This window comes from Pseudomonas sp. Irchel 3E13, from assembly GCF_900187455.1.
In the GTDB taxonomy this organism is placed as follows: Bacteria; Pseudomonadota; Gammaproteobacteria; order Pseudomonadales; family Pseudomonadaceae; genus Aquipseudomonas.
This window is the reverse complement of record NZ_FYDX01000009.1, coordinates 1-17,341: the sequence shown is the minus strand read 5'-3', so window position 1 is coordinate 17,341 and position 17,341 is coordinate 1. Positions and strand designations below refer to the sequence as shown.

At 62.5% G+C, this 17,341-nt stretch carries 19 protein-coding genes and 2 pseudogenes; 12 read left to right on the top strand and 9 right to left on the bottom strand.

The features are described from left to right. Positions 1–39 precede the first annotated feature (39 nt). Both CKW37_RS16645 and CKW37_RS16640 read right to left on the bottom strand, forming a co-directional pair. Entirely contained in the window at positions 40–669 is a 630-nt protein-coding gene (locus CKW37_RS16645) for an L-threonylcarbamoyladenylate synthase (RefSeq protein ID WP_095157119.1), read from the bottom strand. Positions 670–682: 13 nt separating this feature from the next. Then, a complete protein-coding gene (locus tag CKW37_RS16640; RefSeq protein ID WP_095156814.1) occupies positions 683–1,546 on the bottom strand; it encodes a PHP domain-containing protein in 864 nt (287 codons plus the stop codon). Between the two features lie 67 nt (positions 1,547–1,613). On the opposite strand from CKW37_RS16640, the gene CKW37_RS16635 reads away from it, so the two are divergent. The 6 genes from CKW37_RS16635 to CKW37_RS16610 all read left to right on the top strand — a co-directional run bounded on the left by CKW37_RS16635 (position 1,614) and on the right by CKW37_RS16610 (position 5,660). Beyond that, positions 1,614–2,210 (top strand): septation protein A, encoded by a 597-nt coding sequence (locus CKW37_RS16635; RefSeq protein ID WP_095156813.1) that lies wholly within the window; start codon positions 1,614–1,616, stop codon positions 2,208–2,210. A 1-nt stretch (position 2,211) separates the two neighbouring features. After that, positions 2,212–2,511 (top strand): YciI family protein, encoded by a 300-nt coding sequence (locus tag CKW37_RS16630; protein WP_095156812.1) that lies wholly within the window; start codon positions 2,212–2,214, stop codon positions 2,509–2,511. A 124-nt stretch (positions 2,512–2,635) separates the two neighbouring features. Continuing rightward, positions 2,636–3,028 (top strand): translation initiation factor 2, encoded by a 393-nt coding sequence (locus tag CKW37_RS16625; RefSeq protein WP_095156811.1) that lies wholly within the window; start codon positions 2,636–2,638, stop codon positions 3,026–3,028. Between the two features lie 7 nt (positions 3,029–3,035). Then, the gene (locus CKW37_RS16620) at positions 3,036–3,713 is read left to right on the top strand and encodes a response regulator transcription factor (protein WP_095156810.1); all 678 of its coding nucleotides are present in this window, start codon (positions 3,036–3,038) and stop codon (positions 3,711–3,713) included. Positions 3,714–3,839: 126 nt separating this feature from the next. Beyond that, positions 3,840–4,259 (top strand): Spy/CpxP family protein refolding chaperone, encoded by a 420-nt coding sequence (locus CKW37_RS16615; RefSeq protein ID WP_095156809.1) that lies wholly within the window; start codon positions 3,840–3,842, stop codon positions 4,257–4,259. Between the two features lie 60 nt (positions 4,260–4,319). After that, entirely contained in the window at positions 4,320–5,660 is a 1,341-nt protein-coding gene (locus CKW37_RS16610) for a HAMP domain-containing sensor histidine kinase (protein ID WP_095156808.1), read from the top strand. Between the two features lie 54 nt (positions 5,661–5,714). On the opposite strand, the gene CKW37_RS16605 is transcribed toward CKW37_RS16610, so the two are convergent. Beyond that, on the bottom strand, positions 5,715–6,269 hold the full coding sequence (locus CKW37_RS16605) for a nitroreductase family protein (RefSeq protein ID WP_095156807.1): 555 nt from the start codon (positions 6,267–6,269) through the stop codon (positions 5,715–5,717). A 129-nt stretch (positions 6,270–6,398) separates the two neighbouring features. Between CKW37_RS16605 and CKW37_RS16600 the strand changes: the two genes are divergently transcribed. Continuing rightward, positions 6,399–7,853 (top strand): TrkH family potassium uptake protein, encoded by a 1,455-nt coding sequence (locus CKW37_RS16600; RefSeq protein ID WP_095156806.1) that lies wholly within the window; start codon positions 6,399–6,401, stop codon positions 7,851–7,853. On the opposite strand, the gene CKW37_RS16595 is transcribed toward CKW37_RS16600, so the two are convergent. Further along, on the bottom strand, positions 7,810–8,889 hold the full coding sequence (locus CKW37_RS16595; RefSeq protein WP_095156805.1) for an AraC family transcriptional regulator: 1,080 nt from the start codon (positions 8,887–8,889) through the stop codon (positions 7,810–7,812). The two genes, CKW37_RS16600 and CKW37_RS16595, sit on opposite strands and share 44 nt — an antisense overlap. A 142-nt stretch (positions 8,890–9,031) precedes the next feature. Here CKW37_RS16595 and CKW37_RS16590 point away from each other — a divergent pair, with 142 nt between their 5' ends. Continuing rightward, the gene (locus CKW37_RS16590) at positions 9,032–9,343 is read left to right on the top strand and encodes a DUF962 domain-containing protein (protein WP_095156804.1); all 312 of its coding nucleotides are present in this window, start codon (positions 9,032–9,034) and stop codon (positions 9,341–9,343) included. 14 nt (positions 9,344–9,357) lie between these two features. On the opposite strand, the gene CKW37_RS16585 is transcribed toward CKW37_RS16590, so the two are convergent. Further along, positions 9,358–10,179 carry a UDP-2,3-diacylglucosamine diphosphatase gene (locus CKW37_RS16585; protein WP_095156803.1) on the bottom strand — a complete coding sequence of 274 codons (822 nt, stop codon included), beginning with the start codon at positions 10,177–10,179 and terminating at the stop codon, positions 9,358–9,360. Between the two features lie 130 nt (positions 10,180–10,309). Between CKW37_RS16585 and CKW37_RS16580 the strand changes: the two genes are divergently transcribed. Together CKW37_RS16580 and CKW37_RS16575 are read left to right on the top strand one after the other, a co-directional pair. After that, the gene (locus tag CKW37_RS16580; protein ID WP_095156802.1) at positions 10,310–11,074 is read left to right on the top strand and encodes a helix-turn-helix transcriptional regulator; all 765 of its coding nucleotides are present in this window, start codon (positions 10,310–10,312) and stop codon (positions 11,072–11,074) included. A 77-nt stretch (positions 11,075–11,151) separates the two neighbouring features. After that, positions 11,152–12,036, top strand: a complete 885-nt coding sequence (locus tag CKW37_RS16575) for a DMT family transporter (protein ID WP_095156801.1) — start codon at positions 11,152–11,154, stop codon at positions 12,034–12,036. Positions 12,037–12,039: 3 nt separating this feature from the next. On the opposite strand, the gene CKW37_RS16570 is transcribed toward CKW37_RS16575, so the two are convergent. Further along, entirely contained in the window at positions 12,040–12,321 is a 282-nt protein-coding gene (locus tag CKW37_RS16570) for a SelT/SelW/SelH family protein (protein ID WP_095156800.1), read from the bottom strand. 69 nt (positions 12,322–12,390) lie between these two features. Here CKW37_RS16570 and CKW37_RS16565 point away from each other — a divergent pair, with 69 nt between their 5' ends. After that, positions 12,391–14,595 carry a patatin-like phospholipase family protein gene (locus CKW37_RS16565; protein ID WP_095156799.1) on the top strand — a complete coding sequence of 735 codons (2,205 nt, stop codon included), beginning with the start codon at positions 12,391–12,393 and terminating at the stop codon, positions 14,593–14,595. Positions 14,596–14,749: 154 nt separating this feature from the next. Here CKW37_RS16565 and CKW37_RS16560 read toward each other — a convergent pair whose 3' ends face one another. Both CKW37_RS16560 and CKW37_RS16555 read right to left on the bottom strand, forming a co-directional pair. After that, a complete protein-coding gene (locus CKW37_RS16560; protein ID WP_371864296.1) occupies positions 14,750–15,022 on the bottom strand; it encodes a baseplate assembly protein in 273 nt (90 codons plus the stop codon). After that, positions 15,019–15,431 (bottom strand): annotated as a pseudogene (locus tag CKW37_RS16555) (phage baseplate assembly protein V). The gene CKW37_RS16560 and the pseudogene CKW37_RS16555 overlap by 4 nt, the downstream one beginning before the upstream one ends. A gap of 227 nt (positions 15,432–15,658) precedes the next feature. On the opposite strand from CKW37_RS16555, the gene CKW37_RS16550 reads away from it, so the two are divergent. Then, entirely contained in the window at positions 15,659–17,167 is a 1,509-nt protein-coding gene (locus CKW37_RS16550) for an insecticidal delta-endotoxin Cry8Ea1 family protein (RefSeq protein ID WP_095156798.1), read from the top strand. A 46-nt stretch (positions 17,168–17,213) separates the two neighbouring features. On the opposite strand, the pseudogene CKW37_RS16545 reads toward CKW37_RS16550, so the two are convergent. Beyond that, a pseudogene (locus CKW37_RS16545) lies at positions 17,214–17,341 on the bottom strand (IS5/IS1182 family transposase); the annotation flags it as partial.

Genomic DNA, 17,341 nt, shown 5'->3' with positions numbered 1-17,341 from the left:
CCTGGGGATCGACCGGAGCCTCTACCTCTTCGACCATGCTCACGCTTCGACCATGAAAGGCGCAGGGTCGCCGCAACCGACCCGTATGACTTCCGGCTCGTCTCCGGACAAATTGATCACGGTAGAGGCTTTCAGGCCGCCGAAACCGCCGTCGATGATCAGGTCGACGTGGTGCTCGAGCGCCTGGCGCATTTCATAGGGATCGGTCATCGGCTCGGACTCGCCGGGCATCACCAGGCTGACGCTCATCAGCGGCTCGCCGAGTTCTTCCAGCAGCGCAAGGGCGATAGGATGGTCCGGCACGCGCAGGCCGATGGTGCGGCGCTTTTCATGCAAGAGCAGGCGCGGCACCTCGCGGGTGGCGTTGAGGATGAACGTGTAAGGCCCCGGCACATGGGCCTTGAGCAGGCGGAAGGTGCCGGTGTCGATCTTGGCGAACAGCCCCAGTTGCGACATGTCGCAGCAGATCAGCGTGAAGTTGTGGTTCTTGTCCAGCTTGCGCAACTGACGTACCCGCTCCACGGCGTTCTTGTCGCCGATCTGGCAACCCATCGCGTAGGAGGAGTCGGTGGGATACACCACCACCCCGCCCTTGCGGATAATCTCGACGGCCTGTTTTATCAGGCGCGGCTGCGGATTCTCCGGATGTATCTGGAAAAATTGACTCACATTGTCTTCCTGTTCAGACGGCCGCGGATGGCTGCTCATGTTTGAATCGACGCCACAGAGGTGGCAGATCCTCCGGCAGAGGCCGGTAGACACCGATTTCGGACCAGGTGCCCGGGCCATGGAAGTCGCTGCCAGCACTGGCCAGCAGACCGAACTCACGGGTCAGGATGGACAACGTGCCGACCTGTTCGGCCGGCTGCATGCCGTTGACCACTTCAAGCGCCTGTCCCCCTGCTTGAATATAGTCGGCAATCAGCCGGCGGCGCTTGCTGCGGGTGAGTTCGTAATGCATCGGATGGGCCAGGCTGACCCAGGCGCCAGCGGCGCGCAGGGTCTCTACCGTGTCGTCGAGGGTCGGCCAGTGCAGCTTGACGTCACCCAGCTTGCCGGCGCCGAGCCATTTGCGGAACGCTTCGGCGCGGTCCTTGACGTAGCCGGCGCTGATCAGGAAGTCGGCGAAATGCGGGCGCGCCGGCGCGTTGCCGCTGTCACCGAGCGCCTGCTGGATCGCCCGCGCGCCTTCCAGCGCGCCGGGCATGCCCTTGGCCGCCAGGCGCCGGCTTATTTCCTCGGCGCGCAGCCAGCGGCCGCGGTGCAGGGACTCGACGGCCTCCAGCAACGGCGGGGCATCCAGCGGGAATCCGTAACCCAGGACGTGGATGGTGACGCCCGACCAGGTACACGACAGCTCGATCCCGCTGACCCATTGCATGCCGCGCGCGTGCATCGCCTCGCGGGCCTCAAGCTGGCCTTCGAGGGTGTCGTGGTCGGTCAGGGCCATCATCCGGACGCCCTGTTCATAGGCGCGGGCAACCAGATCGGTGGGAGTCAGCGAGCCGTCTGACGCGGTGCTGTGGCAGTGCAGATCAACATTCATGGGGTGACGCTTTCCCTCTCATTGAGGTTTGTTATTATGCCGACACATCCCGCTCCTGGCTGCCACCGTGAAACAATTCATCGATTTCATCCCGCTGCTCCTGTTTTTCATCGTCTACAAACTCGATCCCCGCGTCGTCGACGTCGCCGGCCAGAGCTTCAGCCTGGGCGGCATCTACAGCGCCACCGCAGTGCTGATCATCAGCTCGCTGGTGGTCTACGGCACCCTGCTCATCCGCCAGCGCAAGCTGGAAAAAGGCCAATGGCTGACCCTGGTCGCCTGCCTGGTGTTCGGCGGCCTGACGCTGGCCTTCCACAGCGAAACCTTCCTCAAGTGGAAAGCCCCGGTGGTCAACTGGCTGTTCGCCCTGGCGTTCCTCGGCAGTCACTTCGTCGGCGACAAGGTGCTGATCAAGCGCATCATGGGCCACGCGCTGACCCTCCCGGACCCGGTCTGGACCCGCCTGAACCTGGCCTGGATCGCCTTCTTCCTGATCTGCGGCGCGGCCAACCTGTTCGTCGCCTTCACGTTCCAGGACTTCTGGGTCGACTTCAAAGTGTTCGGCAGCCTGGGCATGACCGTGCTGTTCCTGGTCGGCCAGGGTGTCTACCTGTCCCGTCACATGCACGACAGCGACCCCACCACTCCCAAACCCGAGGAATGACATGCTCTACGCCATCATCGCCACCGATGTTGCCAACTCGCTGGAAAACCGCCTGGCCGCACGCCCGGCGCACCTGGAGCGCCTGCAACAACTGAAGGCTGAAGGACGCATCGTCCTGGCCGGCCCGCACCCGGCCATCGACAGCAACGATCCGGGCGCCGCCGGTTTCAGCGGTAGCCTGATCGTCGCCGAGTTCGACTCGCTGCACGCCGCCCAGGCCTGGGCCGACGCCGACCCGTACATCGCCGCCGGCGTCTACGACAACGTCATCGTCAAGCCCTTCAAGCAAGTCCTGCCGTAACACCCACGGCGCGCCGGCCGAGCCTGGCGCGCCGTGCCCCGTTTTTAATCGGGGCAGTTGCTCATTATTCTCATCGCGCGGCCGACAACACCCTGAACACTCGACTGGAATTACAGGAGTTCCGATGCGTCAAGGTCCGTTGTCCATGCTGCTGTGCCTGTTGTTGCTGAGCCCGTTCACCCAGGCCGAAGAGGCCACACCGCTGTCGCTGAGTGCGGGCAGCCAGATCACCGAGTTGCAGCAGCGACTGAAAGAGAGCGAGCTTCAACGCGAAGCACTGACCCAGCAACTGCAAAATACCGACAGCGAGCGCGAAAACGCGCAACTGGGCCGACTACGCCAGGAAAACCAGCGCCTCAAGCTGATGCTCAAGGAGTCTCAGGCCAGCACGGCCCCTAAACTGCTGACCGATCAGCAGCAATGGTTCGTGATCGGCAGCGCGGTCACCCTGATCGCCGTGCTCTGCGGTATCTTTGTCAGCGGTAGCCACAGAAGGCGCAAGCAATGGTTGAATTGAGTGAGACATGAGTGAGCTGTTACTGATTGACGACGACCAGGAACTCTGCGAGTTGCTCGCCCACTGGCTGAGCCAGGAAGGGTTCCAGGTCCGTGCCTGCCACGATGGCCAGAGCGCCCGCAAAGCCCTGGCCGAACAGGCTCCGGCAGCGGTGGTGCTGGATGTGATGCTGCCCGACGGCAGCGGCCTGGAGTTGCTCAAGCAGTTGCGCAGCGAGCACCCCGAGTTGCCGGTGCTGATGCTGTCGGCCCGCGGCGAACCACTGGACCGCATCCTCGGCCTGGAACTGGGCGCCGACGATTACCTGGCCAAACCCTGCGACCCTCGCGAACTGACCGCCCGCCTGCGCGCCGTATTACGCCGCAGCCATGCCCCCGCAGCACCGAGCCAGCTTGAAATTGGCGACCTGAACTTCAGCCCGGCGCGTGGCGTGGTCGAGATCGACGAACGCGAGCTGACCCTGACCCTCTCCGAAAGCCGCATCCTCGAAGCCCTGCTCCGCCAGCCCGGCGAGCCGCTGGACAAGCAGGAACTGGCGCAGATCGCCCTGGGCCGCAAGCTGACGCTCTACGACCGCAGCCTCGACATGCACGTCAGCAACCTGCGCAAGAAGATCGGCCCCCACCCCGACGGCCGCCCGCGCATCGTCGCGCTGCGCAGCCGCGGCTACTACTACAGCCTGTAAGCGCTGTGTCAGTCAGGTTCCCGGCGGTCTTTACCCAGGCTTTACCCTTGGCTGACCGCCGCTGACCTTGATCTCCATAGACTGGCCACATCCGGTAACGACCGGCCTACAGATAGGAGAGACACCATGCGCAAGACCCTTATCGCCCTGATGTTCGCTGCCGCCCTGCCCACCGTCGCCATGGCCATGCCCGAAGGCGGCCCAGGTCCACGCCACGGCGAGCACCACCGCGGTGACGCGCCTTTCGCCCAACTGGACCTGTCCCGCGAGCAGCGCCAGCAAGTTGGCAAGCTGATGGGCGAAGAAATGAAGAACCGCCGCGATGTCACCCAGCGCTACCTGGACAAACTGCCGGCCGCCGAGCAGAAAGCCATGAAGGACGAGCTCAAGGCCAAACAGGACAAGACCCAGGCAGACATTCGCGCCCTGCTCAAGCCAGAGCAGCAGAAACAGTTCGACGAACTGCAGAAAAAACGCGAGGAACGCCGCGCCGAATGGCAACAGTTCCAGGCCTGGAAAGCTGAAAACGGCAAGAAGGCCCAGTAAGCTGTCACACCGTCCCCACCCGGTCTGCTCACGCAGGCCGGGCTTCTGTCATTAGAGGGATTGCCCTTGCGTTCACTGTTCTGGCGTATCCTGGCCAGCTTCTGGCTCGCCATCGCCCTGGTCGCCGGTCTGTCGATCCTGCTCGGGCACACACTCAACCAGGACGCCTGGATTCTCAGTCGTCATCCGGGACTCAACGTTCTGGCGAAAAACTGGGCAGAGCGCTACGAGCAGCAAGGCCCGGAAATCGCCCAGCGCTACCTCGAACAACGCAAACACCGCTACCACATCGATACGCAGGTGCTCAACGAGGCCGGCGAAGCCGTGGTACCGGGTACGTTCCCGCGCCGGGCGGCGGTGTTCGAAGCGCGGCAAGGCAATGACGATCGCCCGCTGCCCTGGCGCCGCCTCACCGAGGAATACACCAGCCCCGGCAGCGGCACTACCTACCTGTTGATTTATCGCATCCCGCATCCCGAACTGGATGCCTGGCACCGCGAGAGCCTGATCTGGCCCCTGAGTGCACTGGGCATCACCTTGGTGGTGCTGACCCTGTTCAGCCTGCTGGTCACGCTGTCCATTACCCGCCCGCTCAGTCGCCTGCGCGGTGCGGTACATGACCTCGGCCAGGCCAGCTACCAGCAGAACAGCCTGGCGCGGCTGGCCAGCCGTCGTGATGAATTCGGCGTTCTGGCCAACGACTTCAACCGCATGGGCTCACGCCTGCAAAGCCTGATCGGCAGCCAGCGCCAATTGTTGCGCGACGTTTCCCATGAGTTGCGTTCGCCATTGGCACGGTTGCGCATCGCCCTGGCCTTGGCCGAGCGAGCGGAACCGGAACAACGGGAAACCTACTGGCCACGCCTGACCCGCGAGTGCGACCGGCTGGAAGCCTTGATCAGCGAGATCCTGGTGCTGGCGCGGGTCGATGCCGAGCATGCCCACGCCGAGCCCGTCGACCTCAATGCGCTGTTGAACAGCGTGTGCAAGGACGCGCAACTGAGCGCGCCGGAGCAGGAGATCCAGATCCAGGACGCCCCGGGCCTCACGCTTCAGGGCTGGCCGACGATGGTGGAGCGGGCGCTGGACAACCTGCTGCGCAATGCCTTGCGCTTCAGTCCGGAAGGTCGACCGATCGAGGTCACGGCATTACAGGAGGGCGAGCGGATCGTCATCAGCGTGCGCGATCACGGGCCGGGCGTGGCGCCGGAGCATCTGGAGCAGTTGGGCGAGCCGTTTTTCCGTGCACCTGGGCAGAGTGCGCCGGGGCATGGTCTGGGCCTGGCGATTGCGCGGCGGGCGGCGGAGCGGCATGGCGGGAGTTTGCAGTTGGCCAACCACCCGCAGGGCGGGTTTGTGGCGACGCTGGTATTGCCGGTTCAGGCGGGTGGGGGTGCCTGATTTGTAGCGTTCGCGACGGTTCGGCACGCCTAGCCGTCGCGATGAGCCCGGAAATCAGCCCCAGGCGCTGACAAAGTCCTCGGTCTTCAATACCGGCGCAGTCCGCGGCTCACCCATTGGCGTGCCGAGGTACAGGAAGCCAATCAACTCTTCCCCCGCTTCCAGACCCAGGCCCTTGGCCACATGCGCCGAGTAGGCCATCTCGCCGGTCCGCCACACCGCGCCGATGCCTTGCGCATGGGCCGCCAGCAAAATCCCGTGGGCGGCACACCCCGCCGCCAGCACCTGCTCGGACACCGGCACCTTGAAGTGTTCCTGGGTCCGGGCAATCACCAGCACCAGCAGCGGCGCCCGCAGTGGCATGGCGCGCGCCTTGTCGAGGGCGGCTTCGGTAGCATCACCCTTGAGCGCGACCACTTCGGCGAACAGCTCGCCCAGACGGGCCCGCGCCTCGCCTTCGACCGTGAGGAAACGCCAAGGCCGCAACTGGCCGTGATCCGGTGCACGCAAGGCCGCCTGGAACAGGCCTTCACGCTGGGCGGCGTTGGGCGCCGGGTCCGTCAGGCGCGGAACGGAAACACGGTTGAGCAAAACGTCGAGAGCCTCCATCGGCTACCCTCCAGGTCGAAAAATGAGGGCCCATTCTAGTGCCCTGCCGATCAAACACCACAGCGACGTTTACTTAAAAAGGCCCGCAGGTAGAATGGCGCCCTTCCGTTTCGAGTCAGAGCAGATCACATGGCGTTGCCGACCTTAAGGATCATCGGTTTCATTATCGGCATCTTCCTCATCACTCTGGCGGTCAGCATGGTCGTGCCGATGGCGACGCTGGTCATCTTCGAACGCACCAGCGACATGCCGTCGTTCCTCTGGTCCAGCCTCATCACCTTCATCGCGGGCCTCGCGCTGGTGATTCCCGGCCGGCCGGAACACGTGCATCTGCGCCCGCGGGACATGTACCTGCTGACCGTCAGCAGTTGGCTGGTGGTGTGTATATTCGCCGCACTGCCGTTCCTGCTGACCCAGCACATCAGCTACACCGACGCCTTCTTCGAAAGCATGTCCGGCATCACCGCCACCGGCGCCACGGTGCTCAGCGGCCTGGACAGCATGTCGCCGGGGATCCTGATGTGGCGCTCGCTGCTGCACTGGCTCGGCGGTATCGGCTTCATCGGCATGGCGGTGGCGATCCTGCCGCTGCTGCGCATCGGTGGCATGCGCCTGTTCCAGACCGAGTCGTCGGACCGCTCCGAGAAGGTCATGCCGCGTTCGCACATGGTCGCCAAGTCCATCGTGCTGGTGTACATCGGCATCACCGCGGTCGGCGGCCTGGCCTTCTGGCTGGCGGGCATGAACCCGTTCGATGCGATCAACCACGCCATGTCGGCGATTTCCACCGGTGGGTTCTCCACCTCGGACTTGTCCCTGGCCAAGTGGCAACAGCCGGCGGTGCATTGGGTCGCGGTGGTGGTGATGATCTGCGGCAGCGTGCCGTTCACCCTCTACGTGGCAACCCTGCGCGGCAACCGCAAGGCGCTGATCAAGGACCAGCAGGTCCAGGGCCTGCTGCTGTTGCTGGTGGTGACCTGGCTGGTGCTCGGCACCTGGTACTGGGCCACCACCAAGCTGCACTGGCTCGACGCCCTGCGCCACGTCGCACTGAACGTCACCTCGGTGGTCACCACCACCGGCTTCGCCCTGGGCGACTACAGCCTGTGGGGCAACTTCTCGCTGATGCTGTTTTTCTACCTGGGCTTCATCGGTGGCTGCTCGGGCTCGACCGCGGGCGGCATCAAGATCTTCCGTTTTCAGGTCGCCTACATCCTGCTCAAAGCCTCGCTGAACCAGTTGATCCACCCGCGGGCGGTGATCAAGCAGAAATACAACGGTCACCGTCTCGACGAAGAGATCGTCCGCTCGATCCTGACCTTCTCGTTCTTCTTCGCCATCACCATCTGCGTGATCGCCCTGCTGCTGTCGCTGCTCGGCGTCGACTGGATGACCGCGCTGACCGGCGCCGCCAGCACCGTGTCCGGCGTCGGCCCCGGCCTTGGCGAGACCATCGGCCCGGCGGGCAACTTCGCCACCCTGCCGGACGCCGCCAAGTGGATCCTTGCCGGCGGCATGCTGCTCGGCCGCCTGGAGATCATTACTGTGCTGGTTCTATGTATGCCGGCGTTCTGGCGTCACTGACCGGCGCTTGCGCCGCCTCGGGCTGGTTCAGTCCGTGGCGGCGGGCGCGGTATTCGCCGGGGGTGACATCGAACCAGCGGCGAAAGGCCCGGAAGAAATTGCTCGGGTCGGCGAATCCCAACAAATAGGCCGTTTCCAGCAGGGTCATACCCGGCTGGGCCAGGTACTGCTCGGCCAGTTCGCGCCGGGTGTCATCCAGCAGGGCCTGGAAGCTGGTGCCCTCCTCCTGCAAACGACGCTGCAAGGTGCGCTGGGACAGGTGCAACGCCTGGGCCACGAGTTCGCGCTTGGGTTCGCCCTGCGGCAGCACCCGGCACAACACCTGGCGAGCGCGGTGGGTCACCCGGCTTTCGGAGAAACGCGCCAGGTATTCCCCGGCGAAGCGGTCGTGCAGGGTCGCCATTGCCTCGTTGGCGGTGGGTAGCGGCGCCTGCAGGTCTTGCGGATCGAAGATCAGCGCGTCATAGGGCGCGCCAAACACCAGCGGCGAGTGAAATGCCGTCTTGTAGGGTTCGATATCGTGGGGTTGCGGGCCCTGAATCAGCACCCGCCGTGGCTGGATCACCCGCCCGCTCAACCAGGTGCACAACGACAACGCGCAGGCCAGCGACGCTTCGGAGCTATGTCGGGTCGGCGGCAGATGGTCGCCGTGGACGGTAAGAATCAGGGCATGGCCTTCCGGGCCGAGGTGAAAGCTCAGGTCGGAGCTTTCGGCAATGATCCGCTGGTAACGCACCAGACGCTCGAAGCCCTCGGCCAGGGTCCGGCTCGACATCAGCGCATAACCCACCACATGAAACGACGCCGGTCGCACTACCCGGGCCATGTTCAGGCCGATGGCGTGGTTGCCGGACAATTCCTCGGCCAGTTGCCAGAGACGGGTCATCGAGTCCTGGGTGAAGCGCGCGTCAGGGTCATCCAACGCGGCGAAGTCCAGGCCGAGCTTGCGAAACAGGCCAGGACAGTCGAGCCCTTCAAGCTCGAGCGCTTTGACAATCCCGGAGGCCCAGCTTGCTGACGTGGTTCTCTCGTTCATGGCGGGCTCAGGTTTTGGGGAGACGCAAAGGATACTAAAGTGGCGCCTATTGTCACTTGCTGATACAGCTACTGACTCTAGACTCAGTTCAGGCTCCACGCCCTATAGGTTGCAAACTTACAAGAACAGGGAGGCTAAAGCCGTGGACAATCTGCAGCGTTTCAACAGCTTCGAGCAGTTCTATCCCTATTACCTGGGCGAGCACAGCAACCCCGCGTGCCGGCGCTTGCACTTCGTCGGCACCACGCTGGTGATTGCGCTGCTCGCCTACACCATCGGCAGCGGCAAGTGGCTGTTGCTGCTGGCCGTGCCGTTCGCCGGCTACGGCTTTGCCTGGGTCGGGCATTTCTTCTTCGAGAAGAACCGCCCGGCCACCTTCAGCTATCCGCTCTACAGCCTGTTGGGAGATTTCGCGATGTACCGCGACATGCTGCTGGGGAAGGTGAGCTTCTAGGCATCCGACTGAAATCAGCCCTGCACGGACTCCGCCAGCCGCGAGGCTTCCAGCTCGGCCTGCCGCGCTTGGTCATCCGCCAGCCGATACAGCTCGATCTGGCCGTCCCAGTGCTCGATCAGCGCCGTGCAGGACTCCACCCAGTCGCCACAGTTGAAGTAGTCGATCTCGCCGACCTTGCGGATTTCGGCGTGATGGATGTGTCCGCAAACCACCCCGTGGAAGCCCTGTTTCACGCACTCGCGGGCGATGGCTTCCTCGAAGTCGCTGATGAAGTTCACCGCGCTCTTGACCTTGTGTTTCAGGTACGCCGACAACGACCAGTAGCCATAGCCGTAGCGCGCCCGCCAGTGATTCAGCCAGCGGTTGAGGGTCAGGGTGAATTCGTAGGCCGAGTCGCCGAGAAAGGCCAGCCAGCGGTGATAGCGGGTGATGACGTCGAACTGGTCGCCGTGGATCACCAGCAGGCGGCGGCCGTCGGCGGTGAGGTGTTCGGCCTGGTCCACCAGATGAATGTTGCCCAGCACCAGTTTCGAGTAACGCCGGAGGAATTCGTCGTGGTTGCCGGTGACGTAGATCACCTCGGTGCCGCGCTTGCTCATGGTCAGCAGGCGGCGAATCACGTTGGTGTGGGCCTGCGGCCAATACATGCCGCCGCGCAGTTTCCAGCCGTCGATGATGTCGCCGACCAGGTAGATCCGGTCGGCGTGATAGCGCTTGAGAAATTGCGACAGGTGCTCGGCCTGACAGTCGCGGGTGCCCAGGTGCACATCGGAAATCCACAGGGTGCGTACGCGCTGCTTGCGCGAGGGTTTGATCAACGCGGCACTGGTCATGGGCGGGGCTCCGGCAGACTTTGGGCGAGCTTGCCAGTCGGCGGTTAATCGAACATGACAGCCATGCGGCAGTCCCATGACAGCCGCGGCGAGAGTAAACTGGCGCCTTTCACCCGCCTGGACCCTCGCCATGAGCTGCGGCCCGATCCTCACCCTGCGCCACTACCGCGACGACCTGATCGCCCACAGCCACGAGCACCCGCAATTGGTGTTCGGCCTGCGCGGGCGCCTGGATTTCGAAGTGGACGGACGCGGCGCGCGGGTCGAGCGTCAGGACCTGATGGTGGTGCCCGCCGGCGCCCACCACACCTGCGGCAGCGAGACCGGCAGCCACTGCCTGGTGCTGGATGTGCCCGCCGACAACTGGCTGGCCAGCAGCCTCGGCGCGCATGCGGGTGACTGCCACCGCCTGCTGGAACGGCCCGGCCCGCTGCTGCTGGACACTCGCCAGCAGCAATTGGTGGACTGGCTGGCCCTCAGCCCCGTGAGCGACCCGCTGATCGCGCGCCAGGGCGCGGTGTTGTTGCTCGCCAGCCTGAATGCCGGCGTCAGCGCCAGCCCGGTCCAGCGCGAACTGCCCTACGCCGCCTTCGACGCCCATATCGAGCAGTACGCGGCCTATCCGCTGCAGGTCGCCGACCTGGCGCGGCTGGCCGGGTTGTCCAGCGCACGCCTGCATGCCCGCTTCATCGCCGAGCGCGGCATCACGCCGATGGACTACATTCGCCAGCGCCGGCTGCTGCGTGCGCGGCAATTGCTGCAAGCCACGTCCTTGCCGGTCGGCGAGATCGCCAGCCAGGTCGGCTACAGTTCCCAGAGCGCCTTCGCCGCCGCCATGCTCAAGGCCTTCGGTCGCAGCCCCGGTGCACTGCGCCGCGAGTCTGGCGACAACTGACGCGAGGATCGCGACAGACACCCCGGCGGGGCCCGCCTTACACTGGCCACGCTGTCGCCTGCTCATCAAGGATTCCCATGAACCACCGCACCGCCCTCGGCGCCCTGCATATCGGCGCGCTGTTTTTCGGCCTGACCGGCGTTTTCGGCAAGCTCGCCAGCGCCGCGCCCTCGATCATCGTTTTCGGCCGCGCCGCCTTCGCGGTGCTCGCCCTCGGCCTGTTCGCCCGCCTCGCCGGCCCGGCCTGGCGGACGTTACAGGCTCAGGACTGGCGCCGCCTGGCACTCGGCGGCGTGCTGCTGGCCGGGCACTGGGTGAGCTTCTTCATCGCGGTCAAGGTTGGTGGCGTGGCCATCGCCACCCTGGGTTTCGCCAGCTTCCCGGCCTTCACGGTGATCCTCGAAGGGTTGCTGTTCCGCGAGCGGATTCGCGGCAATGAGCTGGTGCTGGTGGCGCTGGTGAGCATCGGTCTGGTGCTGGTCACCCCGGAATTCAATCTGGCCAGCGAGGCCACCGGCGGCCTGCTCTGGGCGCTTCTCTCGGGGCTGCTGTTCTCATTGCTGTCACTGACCAACCGCGCCGGCTCCGGGCGCATTCCGGCAGTGCAAGCGGCACTGTGCCAGAACCTTGTGGTCGCCCTGTGCCTGCTGCCGTTCGCGGCGCCGGGCCTGGCCGAGGTGCCAGCGATGGACTGGCTGTGGATCGCCTTGCTCGGCGTCTTCTGTACCGGAGTCGCCCACAGCCTGTTCGTCGCCTCGCTGGCGGTGATCAAGGCGCGCACCGCCGCGGTGGTTTTCGCGATGGAGCCGATCTACGGCATCGCCATGGCCTGGCTGCTGTTCGCCGAGACGCCCACCCCGCGCATGCTGCTGGGCGGTGCGCTGATTATCCTGGCGATCGTGGTGTCCAGTCGCCTCGCCGCCAGCGCTCAGCCTCGCAAGGCCGCCGCCGGGCAAAGCTGAAACTCAGCGGTCGTTGTGACCGAGGTCGCGCTCGGGGTCGATCTGGTCGCGCACCCGCTGCTTGAGCACCTTGGCTTCCGGGAAGCCGCCGTCGGCCTTGCGCTCCCAGATCTGCACGCCATCGCAGGTGATGCGGAACGTACCGCCGCTGGCCGGCTCCAGCGCCACGCGGCCCAGCTCGTCGCTGAACGTGCTGAGCAGTTCCTGGGCCAGCCAGGCCGCGCGCAGCAGCCATTGGCACTGGGTGCAATAGGTGATGACAATTTCCGGCTTCGGCGCGCTCACGGTAACAACCTCAAACAAAATGTGTGGCGCTTATACTAGCGGTCTTTGCCCTTCGCTCCGAGAGCCACGATGCGCCGCCTGCTGCTCTGTCTGCTGCTGTTGTCCACGTCCCTTTCCCTGTTCGCCGCCGAGACCGCCAAGCCTGGCGCTACCCGGCCCAAGGTCGGCCTGGTGCTGTCCGGCGGTGCCGCCCGCGGGCTGGCCCATATCGGCGTGCTCAAGGCGCTGGAAGAACAGGGCGTGAAGATCGACGCCATCGCCGGCACCAGCATGGGCGCGGTGATCGGCGGGCTGTATGCCTCCGGCTACAAGATCGAGGAACTGGAGAAACTGGCGCTGTCGATCGACTGGCAGCAGGCCCTTTCCGATGCGCCGCCGCGCAAGGACGTCCCGTTCCGCCGCAAACAGGACGACCGCGACTTCCTGATCAAACAGAAAATCAGCTTCCGCGACGACGGCAGCCTCGGCCTGCCGCTAGGGGTGATCCAGGGCCAGAACCTGGCGCTGATGCTGGAAAGCCTGCTGGCCCACACCAGCGATACCCGCGACTTCGACAAATTGCCGATCCCCTTCCGCGCCGTGGCCACCGACATCGCCAGCGGTGAAAAAGTGGTGTTCAGCCGCGGCCACCTGCCCCAGGTGATTCGTGCCAGCATGTCGATCCCGGCGGTGTTCGCCCCGGTCGAGCTGGAGGGCAGGTTGCTGGTCGATGGCGGCATGGTGGACAACATCCCGTTGGATATCGTGCGGGAAATGGGTGTCGACGTGGCGATCGTCGTCGATATCGGCACGCCGCTGCGCAACCGTAAACAACTGGCGACGGTTGTCGATGTGCTCAACCAGTCCATCACCCTGATGACCCGCCGCAACTCCGAAGAACAACTGGCCGCCCTCAAGCGCGACGACATACTGATCCAGCCGTCACTGGCCAGCTTCGGCGTCACCGACTTCGGGCGCGCCCCGGAAATGGTCGAAGCCGGCTACCGCGCGACACAAATTCTCGGACCTCGCCTGGCCGCCCTGCGCCACGTCGAAGGCAGCGGCGCCGAACTGGCGGTGGCCCGCTCGCCAGGGCAACGGACCCCGGTGATCACCGCGATCAAAGTGGAGAACGACTCCAAGGTCAGCGACGACGTGATCCGCTACTACATCCGCCAACCCGTCGGCCAGCCGCTGGAACTGGACCGCCTGCAGACCGACATGGGCACCCTGTACGGCCTGGACTACTTCGACCGGGTCCAGTACCGCGTGGTGCACAAAGGCGAGGACAACACCCTGGTAATCAACGCCCGCGGTCGCCGCGGCGGCACCGACTACCTGCGCCTGGGCCTCAACCTCTCGGACGACATGCGCGGCGACAGCGCTTTCAACCTCGGCGCCAGCTACCGGGTGAACGGCATCAACAGGCTCGGCGCGGAATGGCTGACCCGAGCACAGATTGGTGATGTGCAGGAGCTGTACAGCGAGTTCTACCAGCCGCTGGATACCGGCTCGCGCTATTTCGTCGCACCGTACCTGAACCTCGGCTCGCAGAACATCGAGGCGACGCTGGACAACGACCCCGTCGCCGAATACCGCCTGGAGCGCTACGGCTTCGGCCTGAACCTCGGTCGGCAGATTGGCAACAGCGGTGAAGTGCGCTTCGGCGTAGGCCAGGCCTGGGGCAAGGCCGAGGTGCGAATCGGCGACCAGGACCTGCCCAAGGTCAACTTCAACGAAGGTTTCTACGAGCTGAAGTACTCCTTCGACACTCTGGACAACGTCTACTTCCCCCATAGCGGCGAAGACATCCGCCTGACCCTGCGCCAGTTCGAACCGGACCTCGGTTCCGATCAACGCTACCGGCAATGGGACTTCAAGCTGGACAAGGCACTGAGCAGCGGCCCGAACACCTGGGTGCTGGGCGGGCGTTATGGACGGACGCTGGACGATGCCGACGTGGTGGTGTCGAGCATGGTGATGGGTGGGCCGCGGCAGCTTTCGGGCTTCCGCCAGAACTCGCTGTCCGGGCAGAACCTGAGCCTGATGCGCATGGTGTATTACCGCCGCCTGACCCCACGCGCCTACCTGCCGCTGGACTTCCCGCTGTACCTGGGCGGCTCGCTGGAACGCGGGCGAGTCTGGAACAACGACAATGAATTCGACAGCGGTTATGTCAACGCGGCGAGTGTCTTCGTCGGTTTCGATACACCGTTGGGGCCGCTGAGCTTCAGTTATGGCTTCAACAGCGAAGATGAGAAGGCGGTTTATCTGAATTTGGGGCAGACGTTCTGAAGGGGTCTTAGGCTCTGTATGAAAAGCCTTGAGACGAAGGTCAGGCAAGGCGAAAACAGCCGAGTAACGGCCGGGGTCGCGCTCGACGTTTACGGGTTGTAAATGAGCATTCCGAGGCTGTTTTCAACGCAGCATCACCGAGTATCAAGGCTTTTCATACAGAGCCTAGGTCCAGCTCGGCGCGGCCCGAAAGATCCGTCAGAAAGAACTGCACCCGCGAGAGGCGAATCCGTGGTCCCAATTCATCAGGGCGATAGCGGTGGCGGCGAACAGGCGAAGGCGGGTGACGTCGTTCTGGGGCTGATCGATCAGCTCCGGTAACAGGGCTGCCGTATTCGCGCCGGGCGAGGCGGGTGGTGAGGGTGTCTTCCGCGGACTGGGTGATGTGCTCCGGCTCGTTGAAGTTACCGCCGTTGTGGCGACTCATTGCACTGGTGCTCCGCTTTGGCCATTGCCCGGGGTGACCTGGCCATGAGGGTGTTTCACCAGGCTGATGCCGGCGGCGATCACGTCATTGCTGACCGTCACCATACCGGTGATGGTCTGGTTGCCGGTCTGGGTGTAGTCGCCTTCGTGGGTATGTGCAGGCCACCCGGGCTGTCCAGGTGGGTGGTGGCGCAGGCTGGCAGGCTCACGTTCAGTGGTGCGCCACGCTGTCGTACTCGCTGACCGCGCCGTCGCTGTACGTGCGGCAGTGCAGGCCGGCACGGTAACCAGGTCGTGGTGATCCCGCCGCTGCGCACTTTGACCCTGGGCGGTGTGTGCTGCACCTCGGCGATGGTGTCGAGGCGGATGAGGTTTTCGAGCAGGCGGGAGAGCGTGCCGAGGTTGTTCATCGTGCCGATGGTGGCGGCGAAGCCGCATCTCCGCATCCATTTAGGGTTGTCAGGTAAGTGCTGACAGGCAAAAAGATGAGCTAACCATTCTTTATAAAAAATAATGTCCTAAATTGCTTTTTATTATATGGCGTGTGCGGCGGTAAGCCTACTATCAAGTGGGTACCTTCGAGTCTTATCTAATTTCACGGATCACGAAGTCATTTACTTGGAGAGGGGCGTGCAACATGGAACACATGGATCGTTTTGTTGCTGAAAACACAGGGGAAAGGCAGCAGTCAGATAGCAGTGCTGAGCTTGAGGGCATGATTAAGATTTTCAAAGATGGGACGATCGAAATACTCAATAAGGACCTTATTAAAGGGGAGAAAGCAAAAGGGGTCGTTGCCCTGGGAGGTAATGTACTACTTGAGGCTTGGAAGGACTCTCAAACGGGAAACTACAATAACACGCTCAGAACCTTGGCTATTGGGTCTACAGCCCTTATTCCATATGGAGGTATATTTATCTCGCCCATGCTGGGTCTGCTATGGCCAGAAAACGTTCCTCCGCAAGATCAGATGATGTCGCAGCTAGTGGCAGATATGGCTGTTATGATGGACGATAAAATAGATGAATATGACATTGATAGCATACGTCAAGCGTGGAAAGCGCTCATGGATCTACAAGTAAAATTTGAAAACTCCGTAAATAAGAAGGGTGCGGGGCGAAATGAAAAAATCCAGGCGGCCAATGTCAAATATGCTGGCGATATTAATAATAAGTACAATGAGCTGGTTTCCCTGTGCCAGAAATCATCGAGGAAGGTAATAGAGCTGCCAATGTTTACTACAATCGCATGTGCGCATGTGCAGTTCTTGAAGTTTATGGAGAGGAACGCGCGAACGCACCCACGAATCAAGATGGATGCTGAACAGTATCAAATTTACTTCGAGGCAGATCTGGTCACGCTGCCGCCGGTCTATGCTGCTCATGTGATGAAAACGTACCAAGAAGGGCGTAGCCAGGCATATGCGAAGGTAACAAAGCTTGTCGAAGGCAAAAGAACGAGGAATTATGACTCCCAAAAAGCTTTAAAACTGTGGACGAGTTATACCAAATTTTATGATACGGCATATTCTGTGCGGGCATTTTGGGATATTGTCGATCTTCCTTCCTTCAATAAAGCTACAACGGGATGGCTCCAAGAGGGTCCATATTATTGCTACCTGGTCAAAGGCCAGAAGCAAACGGGTTGGTTCAAATATCAGGGGAAATGGTATTACGCCAGTGAGGAAGGGCAGATGGTGACGGGCTGGTTCAAGGCTGACGGGAAATCATATTTTGCTAGCCCTAAGGCAAAAGATACATTCAAGGAGGGAGAGATGGTTACCGGGTGGTTGAATGACTACTACGGTTACGGGACGTTGGGGGATGAGGCGACACAAACTAATTTTGGTATTTATACAGCGGGTGACCGCCGGGAGATTTGGTACTATCTCAGTCCGAAGGGTTATATGAGTGATAAGTTTAAAGAGGGAGAGATGGTTACCGGCTGGTTCCAGATTGATGAGAAGTGGTATTTCGCTAATCTTCAACCTCGCTCGGGGAGTCGCATTATTTTTGATTCTTTCAGGTTGCCTCGGGGAGAAATACCTGTAGTGTTTGAGGGTAATGGTTCGCTGATTACGGACGCAAAGGTAGAAATTGATGGAAAGTTGTACTCGTTCGATAAAGACGGAAAAATGACAGGGTAGGCGTTATCGGGAGTAAGCTCTGGAAGTCAAGGTTAAGCCCAAGCGCTTAGGCTCTGTACGAAAAGAGATGTCGCAAACACCGCATAGAACAAGCCAGTGAGACCATGGCGGCATAACTTTTTGCGAGCTTGTCGAAGCGTGTCACGATGCGGCGGTTCTCTTTCAGCCAGCCAA

What these genes read in the sequence shown, in the direction of transcription:
- CKW37_RS16620 (WP_095156810.1), top strand. Translation starts at nt 3,036, where the DNA reads ATGAGTGAGCTGTTACTGATTGACGACGACCAGGAACTCTGCGAGTTG.
- CKW37_RS16565 (WP_095156799.1), top strand. Translation starts at nt 12,391, where the DNA reads ATGCGCCGCCTGCTGCTCTGTCTGCTGCTGTTGTCCACGTCCCTTTCC.
- CKW37_RS16595 (WP_095156805.1), bottom strand. Translation starts at nt 8,889, where the DNA reads ATGAACGAGAGAACCACGTCAGCAAGCTGGGCCTCCGGGATTGTCAAA.
- CKW37_RS16625 (WP_095156811.1), top strand. Translation starts at nt 2,636, where the DNA reads ATGCGTCAAGGTCCGTTGTCCATGCTGCTGTGCCTGTTGTTGCTGAGC.
- CKW37_RS16615 (WP_095156809.1), top strand. Translation starts at nt 3,840, where the DNA reads ATGCGCAAGACCCTTATCGCCCTGATGTTCGCTGCCGCCCTGCCCACC.
- CKW37_RS16585 (WP_095156803.1), bottom strand. Translation starts at nt 10,179, where the DNA reads ATGACCAGTGCCGCGTTGATCAAACCCTCGCGCAAGCAGCGCGTACGC.
- CKW37_RS16630 (WP_095156812.1), top strand. Translation starts at nt 2,212, where the DNA reads ATGCTCTACGCCATCATCGCCACCGATGTTGCCAACTCGCTGGAAAAC.
- CKW37_RS16580 (WP_095156802.1), top strand. Translation starts at nt 10,310, where the DNA reads ATGAGCTGCGGCCCGATCCTCACCCTGCGCCACTACCGCGACGACCTG.
- CKW37_RS16640 (WP_095156814.1), bottom strand. Translation starts at nt 1,546, where the DNA reads ATGAATGTTGATCTGCACTGCCACAGCACCGCGTCAGACGGCTCGCTG.
- CKW37_RS16605 (WP_095156807.1), bottom strand. Translation starts at nt 6,269, where the DNA reads ATGGAGGCTCTCGACGTTTTGCTCAACCGTGTTTCCGTTCCGCGCCTG.
- CKW37_RS16560 (WP_371864296.1), bottom strand. Translation starts at nt 15,022, where the DNA reads ATGAGTCGCCACAACGGCGGTAACTTCAACGAGCCGGAGCACATCACC.
- CKW37_RS16550 (WP_095156798.1), top strand. Translation starts at nt 15,659, where the DNA reads ATGGAACACATGGATCGTTTTGTTGCTGAAAACACAGGGGAAAGGCAG.
- CKW37_RS16575 (WP_095156801.1), top strand. Translation starts at nt 11,152, where the DNA reads ATGAACCACCGCACCGCCCTCGGCGCCCTGCATATCGGCGCGCTGTTT.
- CKW37_RS16600 (WP_095156806.1), top strand. Translation starts at nt 6,399, where the DNA reads ATGGCGTTGCCGACCTTAAGGATCATCGGTTTCATTATCGGCATCTTC.